Annotated in this window: 13 protein-coding genes and 1 pseudogene; 3 read left to right on the plus strand and 11 right to left on the minus strand. The window is 44.2% G+C overall.

Features of this window, described 5'->3' with window-relative positions:
• Positions 1-32: 32 nt before the first annotated feature.
• Complete coding sequence (locus IFU39_RS29910; RefSeq protein WP_091012255.1) at positions 33-227, minus strand: hypothetical protein; 195 nt, start codon at positions 225-227, stop codon at positions 33-35.
• Positions 228-321: 94 nt separating this feature from the next.
• Here IFU39_RS29910 and IFU39_RS29915 point away from each other — a divergent pair, with 94 nt between their 5' ends.
• Positions 322-1,044 (plus strand): YheC/YheD family protein, encoded by a 723-nt coding sequence (locus IFU39_RS29915; protein ID WP_105600596.1) that lies wholly within the window; start codon positions 322-324, stop codon positions 1,042-1,044.
• An 84-nt stretch (positions 1,045-1,128) separates the two neighbouring features.
• Here IFU39_RS29915 and IFU39_RS29920 read toward each other — a convergent pair whose 3' ends face one another.
• The 6 genes from IFU39_RS29920 to srtB all read right to left on the minus strand — a co-directional run bounded on the left by IFU39_RS29920 (position 1,129) and on the right by srtB (position 5,324).
• A complete protein-coding gene (locus tag IFU39_RS29920; RefSeq protein ID WP_047841001.1) occupies positions 1,129-1,470 on the minus strand; it encodes a hypothetical protein in 342 nt (113 codons plus the stop codon).
• Between the two features lie 241 nt (positions 1,471-1,711).
• Positions 1,712-2,263, minus strand: a complete 552-nt coding sequence (locus IFU39_RS29925) for a DUF4303 domain-containing protein (protein ID WP_223200025.1) — start codon at positions 2,261-2,263, stop codon at positions 1,712-1,714.
• 37 nt (positions 2,264-2,300) lie between these two features.
• Positions 2,301-2,579 (minus strand): hypothetical protein, encoded by a 279-nt coding sequence (locus tag IFU39_RS29930; RefSeq protein ID WP_105600598.1) that lies wholly within the window; start codon positions 2,577-2,579, stop codon positions 2,301-2,303.
• Between the two features lie 12 nt (positions 2,580-2,591).
• On the minus strand, positions 2,592-3,209 hold the full coding sequence (locus IFU39_RS29935; RefSeq protein ID WP_192136336.1) for a hypothetical protein: 618 nt from the start codon (positions 3,207-3,209) through the stop codon (positions 2,592-2,594).
• Between the two features lie 335 nt (positions 3,210-3,544).
• Positions 3,545-4,090, minus strand: a complete 546-nt coding sequence (locus IFU39_RS29940; protein WP_091012247.1) for a 50S ribosomal protein L25 — start codon at positions 4,088-4,090, stop codon at positions 3,545-3,547.
• 457 nt (positions 4,091-4,547) lie between these two features.
• Positions 4,548-5,324, minus strand: a complete 777-nt coding sequence (gene srtB, locus IFU39_RS29945; RefSeq protein ID WP_192136337.1) for a class B sortase — start codon at positions 5,322-5,324, stop codon at positions 4,548-4,550.
• 206 nt (positions 5,325-5,530) lie between these two features.
• Here srtB and IFU39_RS33640 point away from each other — a divergent pair, with 206 nt between their 5' ends.
• A complete protein-coding gene (locus tag IFU39_RS33640) occupies positions 5,531-5,950 on the plus strand; it encodes a hypothetical protein (RefSeq protein WP_445739062.1) in 420 nt (139 codons plus the stop codon).
• 602 nt (positions 5,951-6,552) lie between these two features.
• On the opposite strand, the pseudogene IFU39_RS29950 reads toward IFU39_RS33640, so the two are convergent.
• From IFU39_RS29950 to IFU39_RS29960, 3 genes and pseudogenes are all read right to left on the minus strand, one after another.
• Positions 6,553-11,499, minus strand: a pseudogene (locus IFU39_RS29950) (DUF7601 domain-containing protein); the annotation flags it as partial.
• Positions 11,500-11,814: 315 nt separating this feature from the next.
• Positions 11,815-13,938 (minus strand): 5'-nucleotidase C-terminal domain-containing protein, encoded by a 2,124-nt coding sequence (locus IFU39_RS29955; protein WP_192136339.1) that lies wholly within the window; start codon positions 13,936-13,938, stop codon positions 11,815-11,817.
• A gap of 269 nt (positions 13,939-14,207) precedes the next feature.
• Entirely contained in the window at positions 14,208-16,898 is a 2,691-nt protein-coding gene (locus IFU39_RS29960; RefSeq protein WP_192136340.1) for an Ig-like domain-containing protein, read from the minus strand.
• A 499-nt stretch (positions 16,899-17,397) separates the two neighbouring features.
• Here IFU39_RS29960 and IFU39_RS29965 point away from each other — a divergent pair, with 499 nt between their 5' ends.
• Entirely contained in the window at positions 17,398-18,024 is a 627-nt protein-coding gene (locus IFU39_RS29965; protein ID WP_192136341.1) for a hypothetical protein, read from the plus strand.
• 208 nt (positions 18,025-18,232) lie between these two features.
• Here the strand turns inward: IFU39_RS29965 and IFU39_RS29970 are convergent, their stop codons facing one another.
• Positions 18,233-19,597, minus strand: a complete 1,365-nt coding sequence (locus IFU39_RS29970) for an ABC transporter substrate-binding protein (protein WP_206759605.1) — start codon at positions 19,595-19,597, stop codon at positions 18,233-18,235.
• Positions 19,598-19,769: the final 172 nt, after the last annotated feature.

Genomic DNA, 19,769 nt, shown 5'->3' on the forward strand with positions numbered 1-19,769 from the left:
TTATAGGCGGAAAATACTAGTTGAGGGTTGGTCTAGCACCACTCGAACAATTGCACATTTGGCTCTCGTTTCAGCACATGTACAAGCATAGCATGCAGTTGTCCACGGTGGTGATAGAAGTGCGCCTGCGTATCCAGAAGCCACTCGAAGCGTGAATGAACGCCTCCCCAGAATACAGTCTTTTCTCGTAATAGTTCATCTTCTGTCTCCATCGACCAATTGGACATGCTTCGACTTACAAATCTAGACGGATGGCCACTTATGCGGATCACGAATTTGAATTAGAATGACCGTAGACGATTGAAAAAGGCTGTGATTCCAATGTTATTCGAAAGAGACAAATGGTTGCAGTATGGCATTCTGCGCGATGAGCCTTCTCTCGCTGAACGATTGCCAGAAACACAGTTGCTTGAGAAGGAAACGCTAACGAAGATGCTTCTTCAATATCCCAGCGTTGTACTGAAGCCTCGCAATGGGAGTTACGGAAGGGATATCCTGTTCATTAGACGAGACGGCGCAAATGCTTATCGTATTCAAAATGAAAATAACACGGTCACCATGAGAGACAACGAGCAGTTACTCGAATGGCTCGAACAAACAAACAAAACTGATGAATATATTGTCCAAAAGCGTCTGCAGCTTGCTCAAATTAAACACAGGCCGTTCGACATTCGGATCATGGTTCAGCGCAAAAAAAGCCCCTCGTCCACTTGGAAGGTGACAGGTTCCTATGCTAAAGTTGCAGCACAAGGATATCAAGTCACCAATGTGAATAACCGCCCCATTCCAGTGCTTAAGGCACTGAAATTAGCTCGAATTGGGGATCGGCGCTTGCTTGTTAGAGCGGAACAAGTTGCACGATTAGCCGCTAATCGATTGGGAGAGCATTACCCCATGCTTAGACAAGTCGGGTTCGATATAGCCGTCGACAAGAAACGGCGAATTTGGATCATCGAAGGAAATTATCAACCGGATTTGCGCCCTTTCCGACGTATGAAAGACTCCTCGATGTACCGCAGAATATTATGGTACAAGAAACATTAAAACGAAAAAAGGCGACCTGCCTGCTAGCCCGGGCAAGTCGTCTCTTCATATTTCGTACCTAATCTCAATACTAACCCTCTTCGGTTATTTCCGGCATTTTCTAATCGCACTTGTAACACGTGTCACTCGGAACTGATTTACCCCTACCTGTATAATGGCGAACTGGCTGTACGACGTACCTGAAGAGGTATATGGCTCGGCTTCAATATTCCCACTCGGTGTTCTAACCGTCGCGGTGATTCTAGTTACCAGGCACACACCACGGTCGGAAGATCTCCAAGTCTCGTCACGCTGAACACTATATCTATCGTTGCTACAAAAGATGGATGCATACTCCACTACCCCACTTGCATTAAACGAAGTAGAGTTATAGATCTGAACAGGGTCATAACCACCTCTAGGTGCTCCAGGTCTTCTATTTCCCATTCTCAAAACCTCCTTTTTTATTGATAGTCTATTAAATGCAATTGAATGGTTTTGGTAAGGTATAAATGTGGACAAGGTAGAAAAAGTGTGTTTGTACAGTGGTCGCAAACACGAAAAAAGCCACCCTTTACTGTACAAAGGTGGTTCGCGAATTATAGAACACTGCCACTATCATCTTATTGGCCAATTGAGTCGAAATGGTACATCATAGACGGTCAAAACTCCCCACATGCAGATACTTCTATTCTGCCGCCTCCACCAACCATGCTTGCATAGCCGGAGATTCCGCCCGATTTAAACGTAAGGCGATTTCAGTATTGATCTCATCTGGCGGCATGACTTCAACAAGGACACATACGGACTCTCGCGTTTGATTTAAGGCAAATATGCCTTCATCATCGAGCATTTTCATCGCCAGCTCCATGGCGTTCAGCCTCACATCCAATTCACGATTCCAATCATCATTCTCCAGTTCCGCAATGAAAGGACGCTCGTTATATCGTTGTTTGACACCGTCAAAGTGATCATCCCCAAAACAACAATAGGGCGAATCCGCATACGACCATTTGATGAGATCCGCAATCGTGGATACCGGCGTATCACTTTCCTCTGCTTGCCTAGCCGATTCCAACGCCAAAGCTTCCCACGACCAAGCGGAGATGCTTGGGGCATGTCCCTCGCCAGTAGTGTACAACGTACAATAATAGTAACGTTCACCATTTTCAAAAAGGGTGCAAAATGACGTTCTGGCGGCAGCGGCGATCTCTATGGCCAGTGTCTCTATTTCTTGCATTGGCTTCACAATTAGAGTTCTCCTTTCCATTCGTTGATCATTTGCCCCTTCGATATGAATTGGCTATTTGGACTAGATACCAGACACCTGCACCCACAATGGCAGCAAACACCAGATTAATGCAACCGAACACGATGAGTGACTTTGCTTGGCCTGGACCGATCCGGAAAGCGGTAGCTAGCTGGAAGACAGCCGGTAGCAAAAATGCCAGCCAGGAGATGGTTATAAGCTTTTCTGTTCTGAAACTCCACCATACTGCTGAACATGAGGCAAATAGCAGTACCCAGGTACAGATAAGCTTTAGGGCGAACATCATTTCGTCCCCCTCCTATTTGCCATGAATCACAAGTCCATATTTACTGAATATCCACGATTGGCTCAAGTCGTGCATTGCATCATGGCTTATACGCACAGAGGGCTTTTGCTCCTTCATCGCATCTGCATCATAGGCTGAGAAGCGAAGGGGTTTAGTCATTTTTTTGATAGAGTCTCTTATTTCATCGAAAAGCGCATAGGTCAGCGGCTTATGGTCCCGGATATCCTCATAAACATAGTACTTTCCTTTTTCATCTTCCAAATTAACTTGAAAACCTTTCGGAAATGAAAGCAAGATACACGGCAGTTCATCCTCTGCCCATTGTCCGTGGTATGGAAAAGAAACCCCTTCATTTCTTACAAAAAATCCTGAACTTTCTTGATCTGATGCAATAGAAATAGAGTAAACAAAGAAGGGCTGGATGTCATCTCTCTTTTCTCCTGCCACAAAATACTGATAGAACGTCTGATACTCCTCGTACACCTGATTATAATCATGCTCTGTTCGGGCAGCATTGGTACGATAGAATTGCGCTTGCCGATGCTCCAAAAGCTGTAAAAGGCTTTTAAACTCTTCAGGAGTGATGAAGAATCTCAGTTTATAGAATCCGCTATGCTTTAATTTGTCCATTTCTTTTCGCTCACCGCCCTGTTTAGAAATGTTATGCCAATGACCTTAGCGGTTCAGGTTCAACTATATATGTATCTTATTTCCATTATAGTGATTACCTTTCCTGAGTCTACCTACTTTACACCTGAATTTGCGAATGAACTTTGAAAAGGTAGCCAAATATAATGATCATTACGCTTGTACGGGAGCAAAAGACATACGTGAGGTAAATTCCAGACTACCCGCCTTGTGAGGATGGGAGCACGCCAACATCTCGTAATCAGCACAAATTAGCCGTACGGATGATCACCCGTACGGCTAATTTTGAATTATTCAGCTTTGCGAATTTGGAATTGTTAAGGTTTAACTACAGAGAGTAGAGACTCATTCCCCTCAGAGATCACCGTCACATCTGGTGCAAACGTAGCATCACTTACATGTAGCGTTTCTCCAACTTCCATAGCACTAATGTCAAATTCAATCGACGTTGGCAAGTGTCTCGGCAATGCCTCCACTTCAATAGAAGATAATTGAACTTGCACGACTCCGCCTTGCTTTGTGCCAATCGGTGTGCCATTGAACTTGACAGGAATTTTTGTCCGCATGATCTCATTGGTCTGCACCTGTTGAAAATCCACATGAATCAAATTTCGTGTAACCGAATCCCGTTGAAGGTCTTCCAATAATACGGTCAATGAGCCTTTATCTTCAAACTGCAATTCAATAAAACCAGACGCTCCATGCTTCAACCACTTTTGAAATTCTATTGTTGGAATATGAATCATCTCATTCTCCGTATTTTTGCCAAACACAATACCTGGCAAGCGCCCGGATTTACGTAGATCCTTAAGTCGAGAAGAATTTAATGGAATGCGGGTCTCCGCTTGAAAACTAGTAGTCATGCTATGTTCGCTCCTCTTTATTAAATGATATTTTCACATTTTTCATACTCATCCAACCATCCCCTGTTGGGGCTAAAGAGAGAAACATAGCATCACCACCTCCATATACGATCCAATTGATTTTAAAATACATTTAATGTAAGCACCCATAATATACATGAAGGCACTCTACTCCGAAGAGTAGAATGCCTATGGGATGCTTCAACCCTATCATAGAAACATCGATTTGTCGATTTAACCCGCCATATCCCATTTTGACGACTGGAACAGGCCTTCATGTCCTCATCTCAAATGTATACATCCTCGATACTCGTTGGATTCGTCAGAATTTATCGACCTGCGTAATTCCTCAAGCCACATGTCCATGAGCACCTTATTTCGGGGACAATAAAAATCGCGTCCTCTAAGGAGAGAACGCGAAATAAAGCAGATTGATTTTGTGTTTCAGCATCGTCAATTAACGCTTTCGGGCCACCACCGCTAGCCTACCGTTTTCGGTCGAATACTCGCATGTGGACAGTACAATAAGCTTGTCACCATACTGTGCTGTTACGCCTGTGTCATAAAGAGAGAGTTGTTTGATATTCTGAACATATGAATCGAACTCGGCGGGCGTATTTACATTCTCAATCTGGTAGTATTTAAACACGTCGTCCGATTTGCGATAAACTTTTGACAGAATAACGGCAACAATCTCATACTCTTCCTTTTCGTAAAGCGTGCTGAACTGGAACGTCGCATGCTCTTGATAAAAGCTTTCACCCTTGTACTTCATTAAATCTTTAAACATCCAACCACTTTTCATGTGATGACCATGAATCAGCAAAATGTCTGAATTGTTGGTCGTACTAGACTCGTCCAAAAAAGGAAGGCCGCCTTGATTTTCATTTTTATCAAAATCATGATTGAGATAGTACTCCGAATCCTGTGGGCTCTGCATGACTGGGTACTCAATTCGGGTACCATCAATCTTCAGCCAGCCGACGATGTCTGAGTTCCTCTCGTAAAGATCTCGAAATTCGGGAAGCATAACCGGCTCATTGCCTTTATTGAACAAAAGGGAGGGGATTGCATCCCCTCCACCTTGTTCTGATCCTTCTTTCCAAACCTTTGTTAACTCTTCGATTTTCTGCTTCTCTGCATAGTCTCGCAAGAAAGTCCTCGCAAGACTAACAAGTGAAAATACCAACACAAGCAAGGAAACAGCGATAAGAATTTTTTTAGTTTTGCTCATTTTCTTACCGCCTTCCCTTCCATTACTGGATGTGCTTTTTTTTCTTGTGCCCGAGCAGACAGAACCCGATCGTCATTAAGGACATTAGCGACAAAACCATATACAAGAATGGCGATACGCTGTTATCTCCAGTTTTCGGAGCATCGTCCAACGCGTTGCTATCGTTCTTAAGCTGATCGTTACCATTGTCCGGATCTGGCGTTACGATGCCTGGTTCAGGCGTTACCGTGCCTGGTTCAGGCGTTACCGTGCCTGGTTCAGGCGTTACCGTGCCTGGATCTGGCGTTACGGTGCCTGGATCTGGCGTTACCGTGCCCGGATCTGGCGTTACGGTGCCCGGGTCTGGCATTACGGTGCCTGGATCTGGCGTTACGGTGCCCGGATCTGGCGTTACGGTGCCCGGATCTGGCGTTACGGTGCCCGGATCTGGCGTTACGGTGCCTGGATCTGGCGTTACGGTGCCTGGACCAGGCGTTACGGTGCCGCCTCCGTTGTTACCATTGCCGCCAGTGCCACCACCAGAACGAATTGGCTTCATTGGCACATCGTACCTGACAATGTCAAAATCGACTGAAATCGTACCACTTGTATGCGTTTCGTATCCGTCCTTCGTTACGATCAGATAGTAATCCGCTTCAGGAAACACCATGTACGCATAGAAGCCATTTGCATCACTATTCTGCTCCGGGCTCTCGTTGTCGTACGGCGGGAAATTTGGAACCTTTGGAAGCGTTACTTTCGTGCCCGGAGTGCGGCCGTTATCTCTATTCCGCTGCGTATCCGCATAATACAGTGTAACTTTGGCTCCATCAATTTTCTTGCCAGTGACGGCATCTCCTGTCGTTTCATCATAGACCGTACCGTAAGGGTCGACTAACTCCTCTGAAATATTCAGCTCTCCGTTAGCTTTAACGTCAAGTTGCGCTACTTTGAGGAGCAATTCCTCGCCTGTCTCAGCTTGATAGCGAACTTCCATTGTGTACTTCTGCTCGCTTAGCCCTTCCACAGAGAAAGTTCCATTCGAAGCCATAGGAAATGCTTTAGGTTGGCCGTTTTCCTTAACATAAATGCCATCCTTGTCTTTCAAATAGATATGCATCTGACTAGTCAACAAATCGTTGAATAGCACTGTTGTTCCATCCAGTTGTTTGAACAGAATGATCCCCACGGCCGTAATGTCCGCTGGAACAGTCTCGTCCGTTACACTGCTGTTCACATTTGCTTTTTGCGTAAACTCAACAGGTACATCCTTACCGCCTACCCGATACATCTTCGTATATCTGATCGTATAATCGGTATCCGCTACGGCTGGAATTGAATATTCACCCTTCTCATTCGTCTGCGTCTGAATCTCTTCGCCTGTCTTCAGATCGGTTACCGTAATCGGTGCATTCGGAATGACTTCTCCTGTGTTATTGTTACGCAACACGCCTTCCAGATACGGTCTTGTATTGTCAAAATGTGCTTCAGACAACTTTTTCTCTGGAATAGTGCCAATGTGAATGAGACTCTCTGGATCAGTCACATAGCCATCTTGCGCATAATCATCTTGGGTCACTTTGTACTGAAGATTGGTTGGAAGCCCTTGGACAATGAGCGTCTGGCCATCTGTAAGCTCAAAGCTCTCACCGCTCTTGATCATGCCCTTGCTGCCGTCTGACTTCTCATAGACGTAGGATTCGTCCGATCCCTCGCCAGTGAAGGCAACCGTGTACTTAAACAGCTTCTTCTTGTCTTCATCTTTGCCTTTAACTGTGTTGCTAATTAATAGGCCGCCCTTCAAGACTCGCACGTTCGTGAATGGGGTATCATCATCAATGCCTTTCATGACTCCGGTATAATACCGTTCCTCAGGAGTAGTCATGTATTCATCGGTTGTGTAATCTTGTTGGGTAACGGTGTATTTCAGATTCTTAGGCAGGCCCAAAATATCCAGTGTCTCTCCATCCTTGAGGCGGAAAGTACCGCCGGACTTGATCGTACCTGTGCTGCCGTCCGTCTTCAAGTAAGAGTAACTTGCCTCTTTGCCTGTATCCTCAAAGTTGACGGTGTACTCGAACTCCTTCGTTTTATCACCACCGTTGCCCATGACCGTATTGCTGATGGTCAGCTTGTTAACGGTCCGTTCATTGATGAAGTCCGCCTTGTGATCACCTTTATTCACGATTGAGCCAGACAGCTCTCTCGTACCCGGTATCGTCGTATAACCGTCAACGGTTGTATAATCAGCCTCGGTTACGGTATAGACCAGATCCGCAGGCAAGGCTGGGAACGTCACAGATTCCCCGTGCTTGAGGACAATCTTGTCTCCGCTCTTGATCGTGTCAAACGTATCATCCGACTTCTTATAGGTATACTCTCTGTCCTTACCTTCGCCTGTGATGGTCACGGTGTACTCGAACCCTTTGTCCGGATCACTGCCGTTACCTTCCACCTTATTGGTAATGGTCAGCTTGCCTTGGGCCGGTGTAGGCACGATCAGTGGATTATCAGAGGTTAATTTCACCCCGTCTACCCAGATGGGCTTCCCTGGCGTATTCCCTACATATACTTGGTATACTCTTGTAGTTGGCAGCCAAGTATTGGTGTCAATATAAGTTTCTTTCAGCTCATAATACCCTGGATCAGGGAATAGCAGATTAAGTTTCCCTCCGCTATCGGTTTTTCCTTTGGTGATTATAGTTCCGCCGTCTTTCTTATAGAGTGTAAACTCTACGTCTTTTAGCGGATTGCCATTGGGATCTACCTTTTTCAGAGGCAATAGGGCATTGGAACTTGAACTGCCCGCCACGTCCGAACTGTCCAGCGTGCTTTCACTTCTGGCACTGACAGATTTCAGATTGTCATCGCCCTCCAGTTTTACCTCGTTGCCCATTGTGTCTCCAGCTTTCGCTGTAGATGGATCAACTTCTGTTTGGTAAACAAACTGGTAAAGTTGATTAGGGTCGTCCATTTTAAATGTTAGAACCGTAGTGCCACCTGCGCCTGGTACAGCTTCTACTTGAACTTCAGCATTCGGGTCGCTGAGGTCCAGTGCTGCGCCCTCTCGTTCAAGAGTGCCGCTTGCGGTCAATTTAGCAGGATAGACTGCCATACTAGGTGATGTCAGCACAAGATTTCCGTTTTCTTCATAACGCAAATTCATGCCTGCACCCAGGGTATCCTGCAAATAAACACCCTGCTTCATGTTAAATGGCGGGGTATAGTTCACCGTCCATTCCAGCACTCCTGGAACTGGCTTAGTTACCGACTTTCCAAGGGACTGAATTGGTACAATAACTTTGCGCTGTTCGGTGACAACCTTCTCCACTCCACCCCATGTCATATAAAGGTCGGCTTTGTTATACAGCACCTGTTTGTCTGTACCGTTGATGGTGTATTCCTCTAAATACTTCTGCAGAGCATCATTGGAAGGTCTTGCCTTCACCAGAATGATATAAGGACTTTCCAACTTGGAGAAGGTGAAAGTACCCTCGTTTCCAATGTGTGAGAAATGGACTACATGAGAACTAGTACCTGGTTCAATTAGAGTTCTAGCATCGTTTCTAACACCATATTCTGTTCCTCCGCCATTGTCCGAAAATCCTTTCCAAAGCTCGAAATCCTTAGTTTCAGAGAAAGGAACGAATTCCCAGCCTTCGGGAAGTGTATCCACTAGCTTAACATTACTAATGACTCGATTACCGCCATCCTTAGCCATTTCTTCTGTGTTATATCCAGGCATATTTACCCCTAAACGGAATGTGACCGTTTTGGTTGTTCTGTCATAGCCAGAAATCGTCCATGCTTCATTATTATCATTTCTAATGTAACTGCTAACGTTATTCGGCGTCACATTTTCAAATGTACCATCTACTTTTAATGGCCTCGAAGCAAAGAGCATATCCTTGTTCAACATACGCAGGTGCAAGTTGGCGCTGTTATTTGCTTGTTTTACGCTTTCGCCATCAATGAGCAAAGCCCGATTCGAGCTTATTTTCCCTGCGTTAATGTCCTGTCTGAAGAGAATGTTTGGGTTGGTCTCAAGTGCACGGAAGCTGAAGGATGCAGCTTCTTCGGTGTATCCGGTCACCTTGATCAAATCGGCCACTACTTTACCGTCTACGGTTAATGGAATAGCTTTCATCGTCAAACCGGTTGCATTCGACTTCAGAGTTCCCGCTTTGTACTGCTTCCAAAGCTGCGCAGAAGTGATATTTGCTTTAATTTTCGCAATTGTCTCCGCACTCACCTCGCTGGTTTCATCTACAGCGTTGTCCAAGACGTTTAAGTCACCGCCATGCACAAGGACATCGTATATTGCCGCGTTAGGTAAGGCGTACTGTGGTGTTAGATTAACGGTCCACGTGATACTACCCAAGTTATAATCCTCGGTTGATACTGCGCCTGTTTTTGTAAACGTGTGTGCGCCAATGCTGACGATTGCCTCATCCGTCACGGCAATAGGTCTTTTACCCGTCATTACATCGTTGTTCTGTATCCCCCCTGGTGTATCCAAATTCCAGTTGGCACGAGGGTCAATTTGGAAGCTGGAACCACTTATCGCCTTGCTTTTGATCAACAATTCGACTTTTCCGTTAATATCCCCGAAGGAATAAACGCCGTTGGAATCTGGTGTAATTGGCGTTTCTTCAGATACAGCGCCATCTACCCATGTCTGCCATGCAGCTGATTCAAATTCCAGCCCAGCCGGTAATACATTTGTGATGGTAAAGTCCTTTAACCCTTTTTTGTTATATTGGTTAACCGCGATCTTCCATGTAATGGTTTCATTTGCATGATCATACGAAGCGCTGGCTTGAATCCAATCGGGAGCAAAGGCAATCTCCAAACCTGACTGCACCAACATATTATTGTCTTTTCTCAGTTCCACTTTGCCATTCATATCCCGGTGGCTGCGACCGAGATTGGCTGGCGGATTCCGATACTCGTAATAATAAGCTTCCTTTGAAATCCATGTTTTATATTCAACCTTTGGATCCAGACCTGTTCCCTGTGGAAAAATGTAAGTCAGCGATCCGTCTGGACCAACGACTGGAGTTACATTTTGGTCATTTACTTTAAATGAATCCTCCATATAGGTGCCGCGGACATTTCCAGAGCTGGTATTATACGTTGAGGGATTCGTATAAAAGGTCTTTCCGTCTAGTGGCAATTTGATTGTTTTATCAAACTGATCAAACGCAGATACAGTTGACTGCCAGGTAACAGCTCCCTCAACAAATTGTGCTGGTTGAATTCCGCGATAGCTATACTGATCCCATCTGATCATTCCAGGCGAGCTTAAAGTAATGTTATACTCTGCTGTAACATCTGGGTTCTCTAGCTGATATGCACCACCAAAGATGTTGATCGGCTTTTTATCCCCATACGCCAATCCCGTTATATCTGCATTGGCAGTAGATTCAAAGCTGAAGGCAATGCCTCGTCCAACACCATTGAAAAAATAATCATCACCGTTAAATACAATCTTGATGCTATTTGGAGTAAAATGGGCAGTACCCAGCTGTTTTGTACCTGATTCCGTCTGTGCATTCAAGGTTTTAGTAGCTGTTGGCAGCATCACTTCCTTGAAGTAATCTTCTCTTTTCAGCTCAATCCAGTCACCCTTTTGGATGTATTTCTCAGGATCTGCATTAGTTGGATTTGAGTCATCACCATTCACTGGTACCTTGAGCCCTTCCGATTTGAGCGTAAAGGGCTGTCTACCCTGAATAATACCGTTTGGATTAATAACAGCATTCCCCTGTGTCACTTCCAGCGGGAAGGTTGAATTAGATTCCATAAATACCGCTGTTTTGTCCGTTGGGACTGCCGCCATCGCTACGAAATTGTTCGGCGCATCGTACATTGCCTCAGGTACCGGAAGCGGTTCCTCTTGCACTGCCACAGGTTCCGAAAGCGGTTCGTCGTTCACTGCCTCAGGTACCGAAAGTGGTTCGTCGGCACTCGGTGAGTCAGATTCAATGACGGCTTCCATTCCGGAATCGGTTGGCACACTCTCCGCATATGCGGCGGTGGAGTATATCACTGTCTGCAAGACGAGCAACATTGCCAGAAATAAAGACAATAACGGTTTACCTATATTGCGTTTTTGTTTCAAACGAAAATCTCCTCCACTTCTAAAATTATTGCAGCAACCAGAAACTTTTTCCCTTTCCTTTGGCCATTCCATCCTTACAACAGAAACTGATAAAATTCATCAAGTTCATATGGCTTGCCTTACCATTTTACTTTAGAGCCCTTACCAAATTCTGAACACTAAGCGGTAACCAGAGCATAGAGCCAATTCTGACATGGATTTCTCCATAGAATCGTGGGTTTTAAGCATAAAAAAAACATCCTAAATTGGAATATGGCATTCTCCTGGATAAACCCTTTTCACCAATTAAAGAACTACTTGATGAGAGGATTTATCCGTAGAGGAATGCTCATTCTCCCGATAGGATGTGTTTCTCTGTTTTAATATAAAGTTTGAATAAGTTCTACATTATGAAGCTTTTGCTGCAACAGCTTTTTCAATCAATGCTTTTGCATCGTTAGTAATCAGACCTTGTTTAGGTTGAAGTGATTTTTTATCTGTTCCAGCAAAAATACCTTTGTCAATCAGTTTTGCCATAGGTTTAATTGCATAAGCAGACACGGATTTACCATCTTCAAAACTAGCAATAATCGTAGCAGCATCTTTATCAGTCGCTTGATCTTTTACCAATTTAGCAAGAATGGTAGCAGCTTCTTCACGCGTGATATCCCGATCAGGATAGAAGTTTCCACCATAACCTTGAATGAATCCAGCATGCGTAGCTTCAGCAATCGCATCTGCATATGCAGCATTAGCGGCAACATCCTTGAATGCAGGTGCTGTAGCTACTTCGTTAAGTTTCAACATGTCGACCAGAGCACTTACAAATTCAGCACGAGAAATAACTTCTGTGGTTATAGGTGTTTCTGTCGGCTCGGTAGATGCAACCAGGTTTGTGATACGTCCTTCATTTTTAGCTACGATGCTACCGCCTTTATACGTGTCTACGATGTATTGGTAGAATACATCCAGATCGATAGGACCTGCCAGAGATGATTTAGCATCCAGCAGCACTTTATAGTTATCTCCACCTGCAGCCATAAAGTTGTTAACTACAGCCGTATATGTTTTTGCAGGATCAATCGTTGTTCCATCTTCCAGACTGAGACCAGTAACGCGTTCTGCGACCGGCTTATTGAAATCTGCAGTGTATTTTAAACCAGAGATTTGGAGTGTTTTGGTATTAGGTGTACCGTCAGCATTGGTACCCCATTGCTGCTGCAACAAGGTTTTAACCTGTTCGCCAGTCAGCTCCAGTTTTACTAGAGTATTACCAAACGGTTGGATTTTGGCAAGATCAGCAAAGGTTACATCGCCTTGTGGCAGATCCGCACGAATACCACCTGGATTCATAAATGCAAAGTCAGCAGCACTTGCCTTATCTCCAAAGTCTGCTTTACGCATTGCATCTGCAATCAGGTTGCCTAGAGGCGCTTCATTATTGTAGGCATCTGTACGCAAAACAGAACCATCTGTTGTACCCACTGGCTTCGTCAGTTCAGGGTGCTTGTCCAATGATTTCTTGATAATTGCCAATGTTTCAGAGTCTTCTTTTACACCCTCTTGGAGAGTCGTTGTAACAGTCGCTGATTTTTCAGTTACATCCCCGGTAGCAGGGTCAATCATCAACTTGATATCTTCAAACGCCGTACCATAGGAATAAGCTTGAACGATCAACTTTCCATTCACTTCACCGTTAGCCAAAGCATGATTGTCACCTGCAACGATAACATCAACAGGGGAATCTGCTGGTAAAGCTTTTGCCAGATCAGCTGCTTCTCCAGTCGTTACGCCTTCTTTGGTGGTTGCTGGATCATGTGCCAACACGATGATCGTTTCTACACCTTTATCTTGTAATTCTTTTGCATATTTATTAACGGCTTCAACTTCTTCTTCTGGACTTAAGAAACGTACGCCAGCTGTCCCCGATGGAGATACTTTAGCAGGTGTGGATTTCGTCACTAGTCCGATGAATCCAATTTTGACTCCGCCTACTTCTTTGATTACATAAGGCTTGATCAGTGTTTTTCCGGTAGCGGTTTCAATGACGTTTGCATTAACGTAATCAAATTTTGCACCGGCATGCGTTACCTTACCTTCTTTTGGATCAAGGCCACCAAAGATCTGTGCCTTTAAAGCAGCGACACCTTGGTCGAATTCATGATTCCCTAAGGACCCTACATCAAAGCCCATCATATTCATCCATTCCATGGTAGGCTCGTCACGATCCAAAGATGAGGCTGGAGCAGATGCACCAACAGAGTCCCCATTATGGAAGAGTAGGGAGTGTTCATATTTGGCTTGAGCTTCTTTGAGATAGGTTGCTAGAATTGGAGCCGTTCCTGCTTTCTTATCACCCACGATTGATGTTGTATCTAGCTGACCGTGGAAATCATTGATTCCAATCAAGTGTACTTCTACATCGTTACCTGCGGCAGAGACAGAACCCGCTGCGCCCAATAGTTGCGTGAGTAATAGTGCGGCAGTAGCTACACGCAGTGTGCTTTTGCCCAAAACTTTTTTCCAAAACATGAATGAAAAAACCCCTCTCCAATTATCGATCCTGAGATATTTTACCATAGTTCAATTCAGAAAAGTCATAGAAACTATCAAATGGTTGTAAAAATATTTGGGAGATTGATAGAGAAGAGGTATGTTTACTACTGGCTAAACATAAAGACACCCCGCAGGGTGCCCTTATTACCTTCATATAACGGCTCATAAACTAGCTCAACACGTTCAACAACAAGAGTATCTTTCATCCAAGTTTACTTTCAACTCTATAGAGATTGAGATATTGCTCAGTTAACTACGATTCCTTTATGCTCTAACATGTTCATTAATAGAACGACGGCCTCTGCTCTGGTGGTTGGTGATTTAGGTATAAAATTGTTGTTTCCCATTCCTTCGACAAGGCCAAGTTCCTTCAACGCTGCCACAGAGGTTTTTGCCCATACAGGAATAGATTTTTCATCTGAAAAAAATATTGTAGCATTGCCTGTTGTAGGTACCTTGAGCGCTTTCGCAACCATCACTACCATCTCGGCACGTGTGATATTGGCGTTCGGCCGGATCGTGTCGTCTGGATAACCGCTAATAATGCCTTCTTGCACGGCTTGCGAGACTGCCATTTTGGCCCAAGTTCCGATCTCGGTTTTATCTGAGAATACCAATTCCACTTCTGCTTTTTGTGAATTCAACGCACCCATCAGCATGACTGAGAACTCGGCACGTGTGACGTTCTTCCCCGGATTGAACGTTCCATCCGGATAACCGGTAATTATACCCTTGCTTAAAGCTTGTTGAATTCTTGCTTCAGCCCAATGTCCCGAGATATCGCTAAAGCCAGATTCCGCCGTCGGTTCAACTGGACTATTCAAGATGGGCTTTCCACTAGTTTGATCAACAACAAGGACAGCATACTTCGTGAAGTGATTGACCTCGACTGCGATTTGATTCCCTTGAATAATACCGCCATCCACTTTCTCCCATGCCTTGTTCACTTCATCATAATAAAAAACAGCTGCCGAATGATGACGCTCAAGACCTGTTGAATCAAATGTAAATGTCATTTTTACCGGCTTGAGAAAGTTCTCCGTAAAATTCTTTAGAAGCTCAAATACTGGGCTGGCCAGAATCTCTTTATGTGTTAGCAAAGGTTCCGTATTGGAAACTTTATCAATGGATAATGTCAGCTCGCGAGATGATGCCCCTGCTGGAATTGAGATTTCAATCTCTTTGCCCAGGCTGACCAACCCTGACTTACCAATTGGCACGGTTATTTTACCCGTTGTTGATTTGACTGTATTGTCTATCGGGGCATTTGGTGCAGAAGGACTGCTCGGACTTGTTGTTTGTACCGGCTGTACAGTAAAAACAGAGTACGGATTCGACTCCGTTATTCCCTCTCCTGCGTTACCTGCACCATTGGACACTCCCGTATTTTGAAGGGTGATGACATTGACCGATTTGCTCACATTCGCTTGTGGGGTTAAAGTTGCTGTCCACGTCACTCCCCCATCGGTTGAACGGACAGTAGTCAGTGTACCGCTTGCAATCGTCAGATCTGCGTTATCAAAACCTGACACTGCCTCAGAGAATGTGATTGTTATCAAGGATGTTTTGCCAAGAGTAAGCGTTCCATCAGCTACAACAATCGTTGCCGTTGGTCGGGAGGTATAGACCGCGTAATTATTCGAAGCAGTCGTTCCCGTGCCTGCGTTGCCTGCCATATCGCTAATACCCGAATTATCAAGCGTGATGACATTGGTTCCATCATCAATACCTACAGTTGGTATCAATGTCGCAGTCCATGTAATCCCCTCATCAGATGTACGCACAGCACTCAGCGTGCCGTTTGCAACGGTCAGGTCCTCATTGGTAAAGCCTGTAATTGCTTCCGAAAACGTAAAGGTGACCTCTGATGTCTTGCCGGCAGTCAGGATCATATCGGCGACGTTAATCGTTGCTGTCGGTCTGACCGTATCAATGGCGAAGTTATTGGAATCCGTTGTACCTGTACCTGTTATGCCGCTTTGATTCATTACACCCGTATTATGGAGTGTAATCTTGTTCGTTCCCGCAGTGATGCCGGCGGTAGGGGTAAATTTTGCTGTATACGTAATATTGTCATTCGTAGCCAGATTGGTAATGGTTCCATTCGTCACCACAAGGTCGGCTAGTGTAAAACCGGTCACTGCTTCAGAGAAGGTGAAGGTCACATCAGACGTCTTGCCAATATTCAACGTTGTATCGGCTACGACAATCGTTGCCGTTGGCCGGGCGGTATAGATCTCATAATTATTCGAAGGCGTTGCCCCCGTGCCCGTATTGCCCGCAATATCACGAATGCCTGTATTATCAAGCGTGATAATATTGGTTGCATCGGTGATACCAAAAGCTGGCGTTAGTGTCGCGGTCCATGTTATACCTCCATTGGAGGAACTAAGGCCACTCACCGTACCATTCTCAACTATTAGGTCGTCAACGCTAAAGCCGGTCACTGCTTCGGAAAATGTGATGGTGATCAGTGATGTCTCCCCAGCGGTAAGGACCGTATCGGCTACGACAATGGTTGCTGTCGGTCTTAATGTATCAATAGTATAATTACTCGAAGTGGACGTGCCCACACCTACAATACCGCCTAGATTCATCACACCTTCGTTGTTCAGGGTTATGACGTTGGTTGCATCTGTAATATCTGGTTTAGGTGTGAGAGTTGCGGTCCACGTATAACCTCCATCCGAAGAGACCGGTGCAGTCAGTGTGCCGCTTTCCGGAACAGTTAAGTCTCCATTGTCCAACCCTTGTACCGGTTCCGAGAACGTAAAGAATACCTTTGCGGTGGTGCCAATTCCCAGCAGCGCATATTCCATCGAAATTGTTGATGTTGGAGCCGCAGCATACACCTTATCTGATGCTTTGAGGCACAACAATCCTGCCATTAGGGATACCACGAGAACAATAATTCCAATCTTCTTCCTTAAATACATATGCTCCTCCTCTTAACGCTCTCTGGACTATTCAATAAAATCAATTCCCTCTTAAATACTTCAAATTTAATCTAATCAATTCGACACATACGTCCGAATTCCTATACCCACAAATAAAAATAAATCCTTTCCTAAGCTGAAATTACGAAATGTAAGTCGAGATCGAAACTAGTAGCATTATTCATTGATGTCTTCCTCTATCGAACAGTTAGAGTTTCGTAGAAAATAATGTATTTTATCTTTTTAGTTGCTATAATGGAATAAAAAGTAATATACCCATTTACATATAGTGCATTGAAGCAACTAATTTTGTCTATTAAAGGAGGTGAACCGGAGAGCACTGTATATCTGATTTCCCTTTAATTATCATTGGGGGATGTGTTGATTGCTCTTTCACCACTCCTAACCGAACACTGCGTCGCCATATGCATTATCTGTAAGGGTTTATGGTATTAGGTATGAAGCCTCAACCATTCTAAGGAATATAGGAGTGTGTCCAATGAATAATCTATTTTTCCCCAAATCTTTTCGAGTTGTTTTGGCTTGCTTGTTGATTCTTGCATTTGCCGTACCAGCGACCGCTTCTGCCGGCTATCTTGGAGATAAGCTCACGATCGGCCAAAGTATGGCTAAGGGAGACTATCTCACTTCGCAAGATGGCAGATTTTCAGCCATATGGCAGAATGACGGGAATTTTGTCATCTATCAGAATGGTTCTTCTCTTTGGAGTAGCGGTACCAGTAACAGTGGGGCTCTTTCGTTCAAGTTTGAACCACAATACGGGAAACCTGTCATGTATAAATATGGAATGAAATATCAAGATGTGTACCAATATGGCTATCGCTATGGTTTCAACCCGGCTACAGGAAAATTCGAATATTACACCGGCTGGGGATGGGATAAAGTTTTGATGATTGATACTTCTGTACAGGTAGCTGCTTGGTCTCCCAATACCACCTCATGGATTCCAGGTCATCACGGGAGCAGCTTACCAGCTAACACAACGGGTGACACACTAGTCATGCAAAGTGATGGGAATTTAGTTCTCTATAACACAACTCTGACCAATGACTATTATCCAAATAGTTGGATTCCTGTCTGGGCTTCGAATACGGGCGGGCGCTAAAAGAGAAGAGAACTGGAACGGAATGAACTAAAGTACGATGGAGAGCTGCGTGATAAGCGGCTCTTTTTTTGTTTTCCGAGGAAGTTGATAGACCCATCACTTAACAAAAAGAGGCCACCCAGTAAAAACGGCTGACCTCTATACATAACGTCGTATGAACTATCCCGATCTCTATATTTCGGGGAATTATAAAAGGCTAGAGATTCTATTACTTTGCCGCCTGAGCCTTTTTCAATTTATCAGCAACGGCTTGAGTGTTGGATTGGATAGCAGCAGTTGCTTTGTCCAATGTTTTCTTCCCGTTTGCTACCTGTGTCAATTCTTTCAATACAATTGACCGAAATCTCAATTCAAAATTTGGTGACTTGTTCATGAGAACATAACTTGTTATCGATGAATCCAGATTAGGTTTTAATTTGTAGAATGCATCCAACTTGTAACCGGAGTACTCTTTAATCATGCGAGATAGAGGAGCACCGATACTATTATTCGAGTTCTTGGGTTTATAGTATTCATTAGCGTATTCTTCTCCATTGAAATATTTGATGAAATCCCAAGCGGCATCAACATGAGATGCGCCTGCTGGAATCGCGAATATCTCATGAATATATACGTTGCCTGTTAATTTTCGATCCTTAGCCGCAGGGCCGGCAGCAATACCAAGTGTAAAAGGTTTGTAATTCTTCACACTATTTTTTGCTGCTTGCAGGGACTGCAACTGACTAATAGAGGCTACTTTCATAGCAGATCGTCCCATAATGAACGAATTACTTTCCAAGTAACTTTTGCCGGACAGACTGATCAGCTCGTCAAGTACTCCAGACTTCGTTGCCTCACTCGATAGACGATAAGCATTTTTCCATGCAGTTGTATTTGCAGTAGCCTTTAGGGTGTTTGGATCCAAGTACGTTAATCCTTCTGTTCTGGCGATATCCATTACCAAATTGCTGGATCCAAAGGAGCTTAGGCCCCAAATTCGGGAGTTCTTATCTCCCTTGGTTGGGAATTTCTTAGCAAGATTCAATATCTCTTCCCATGTCATCCCATCCGTTGGTGTTTTAACATTGTACTTTTTAAATAAATCAGCATTATACAGAAGAGCGTACGAATCCGCTTTTGGGCTTAACCCATAAAGTTTGCCACCGCCCTGTTCCTTCAATTCATCAAGCAAGCCGGGGTATAACGTTGTCGTGTCATACGTATCTCGTTTAATTAAAGGTTCTAAATCGACCAGTTTTTTATCTTTAGACATTTGTTGGTATTGGTAAGGGGGTAGCATCACAAGATCCGGTGAATACTTTTGGATGGCCCCGTTGTAATCCCTAATCGCTTCCATACCTCCAGGTGTAACTACTTCAATATTTACATTCGGGTACTTCTGACTAAACAGATCTCCATATGTCATTTTGAAATCATCTTCATTCCAGTACAATACTTTTAAAGTACGTGTCGAATCTGCCTCGTTGTCCGAATTTGCAAAAACTTGCTTGCCTGTGCTGAAAACGGTTGAAATACCGATTAACATAACACTTAGACTAACGAGCATGGCCTTCTGTAATACCTTATGCTTCAAAAATAAAACCTCCACTCATGTATTGTTCAAACGATTATTCGCTTGTGTTGTACTCAGTATAGAAGTGAAAGCTTATCATCTCACTACCGAACTTCTTATCATTTCCTTAAATCATCCTGACGTTATTCAATGCATAAGAAATATCGCTTATAATTATCGTGCTACTCTTCAA

The organism is Paenibacillus sp. CFBP 13594 (genome assembly GCF_014842675.1).
Lineage (GTDB): Bacteria > Bacillota > Bacilli > Paenibacillales > Paenibacillaceae > Paenibacillus > Paenibacillus amylolyticus_B.

What these genes read in the sequence shown, in the direction of transcription:
- IFU39_RS33640 (WP_445739062.1), top strand. Translation starts at nt 5,531, where the DNA reads ATGCCTGGTTCAGGCGTTACCGTGCCTGGTTCAGGCGTTACCGTGCCT.
- IFU39_RS29915 (WP_105600596.1), top strand. Translation starts at nt 322, where the DNA reads ATGTTATTCGAAAGAGACAAATGGTTGCAGTATGGCATTCTGCGCGAT.
- IFU39_RS29920 (WP_047841001.1), bottom strand. Translation starts at nt 1,470, where the DNA reads ATGGGAAATAGAAGACCTGGAGCACCTAGAGGTGGTTATGACCCTGTT.
- IFU39_RS29960 (WP_192136340.1), bottom strand. Translation starts at nt 16,898, where the DNA reads ATGTATTTAAGGAAGAAGATTGGAATTATTGTTCTCGTGGTATCCCTA.
- IFU39_RS29965 (WP_192136341.1), top strand. Translation starts at nt 17,398, where the DNA reads ATGAATAATCTATTTTTCCCCAAATCTTTTCGAGTTGTTTTGGCTTGC.
- IFU39_RS29955 (WP_192136339.1), bottom strand. Translation starts at nt 13,938, where the DNA reads ATGTTTTGGAAAAAAGTTTTGGGCAAAAGCACACTGCGTGTAGCTACT.
- IFU39_RS29935 (WP_192136336.1), bottom strand. Translation starts at nt 3,209, where the DNA reads ATGGACAAATTAAAGCATAGCGGATTCTATAAACTGAGATTCTTCATC.
- IFU39_RS29930 (WP_105600598.1), bottom strand. Translation starts at nt 2,579, where the DNA reads ATGATGTTCGCCCTAAAGCTTATCTGTACCTGGGTACTGCTATTTGCC.
- IFU39_RS29925 (WP_223200025.1), bottom strand. Translation starts at nt 2,263, where the DNA reads ATGCAAGAAATAGAGACACTGGCCATAGAGATCGCCGCTGCCGCCAGA.
- IFU39_RS29910 (WP_091012255.1), bottom strand. Translation starts at nt 227, where the DNA reads ATGTCCAATTGGTCGATGGAGACAGAAGATGAACTATTACGAGAAAAG.
- IFU39_RS29940 (WP_091012247.1), bottom strand. Translation starts at nt 4,090, where the DNA reads ATGACTACTAGTTTTCAAGCGGAGACCCGCATTCCATTAAATTCTTCT.
- srtB (WP_192136337.1), bottom strand. Translation starts at nt 5,324, where the DNA reads ATGAGCAAAACTAAAAAAATTCTTATCGCTGTTTCCTTGCTTGTGTTG.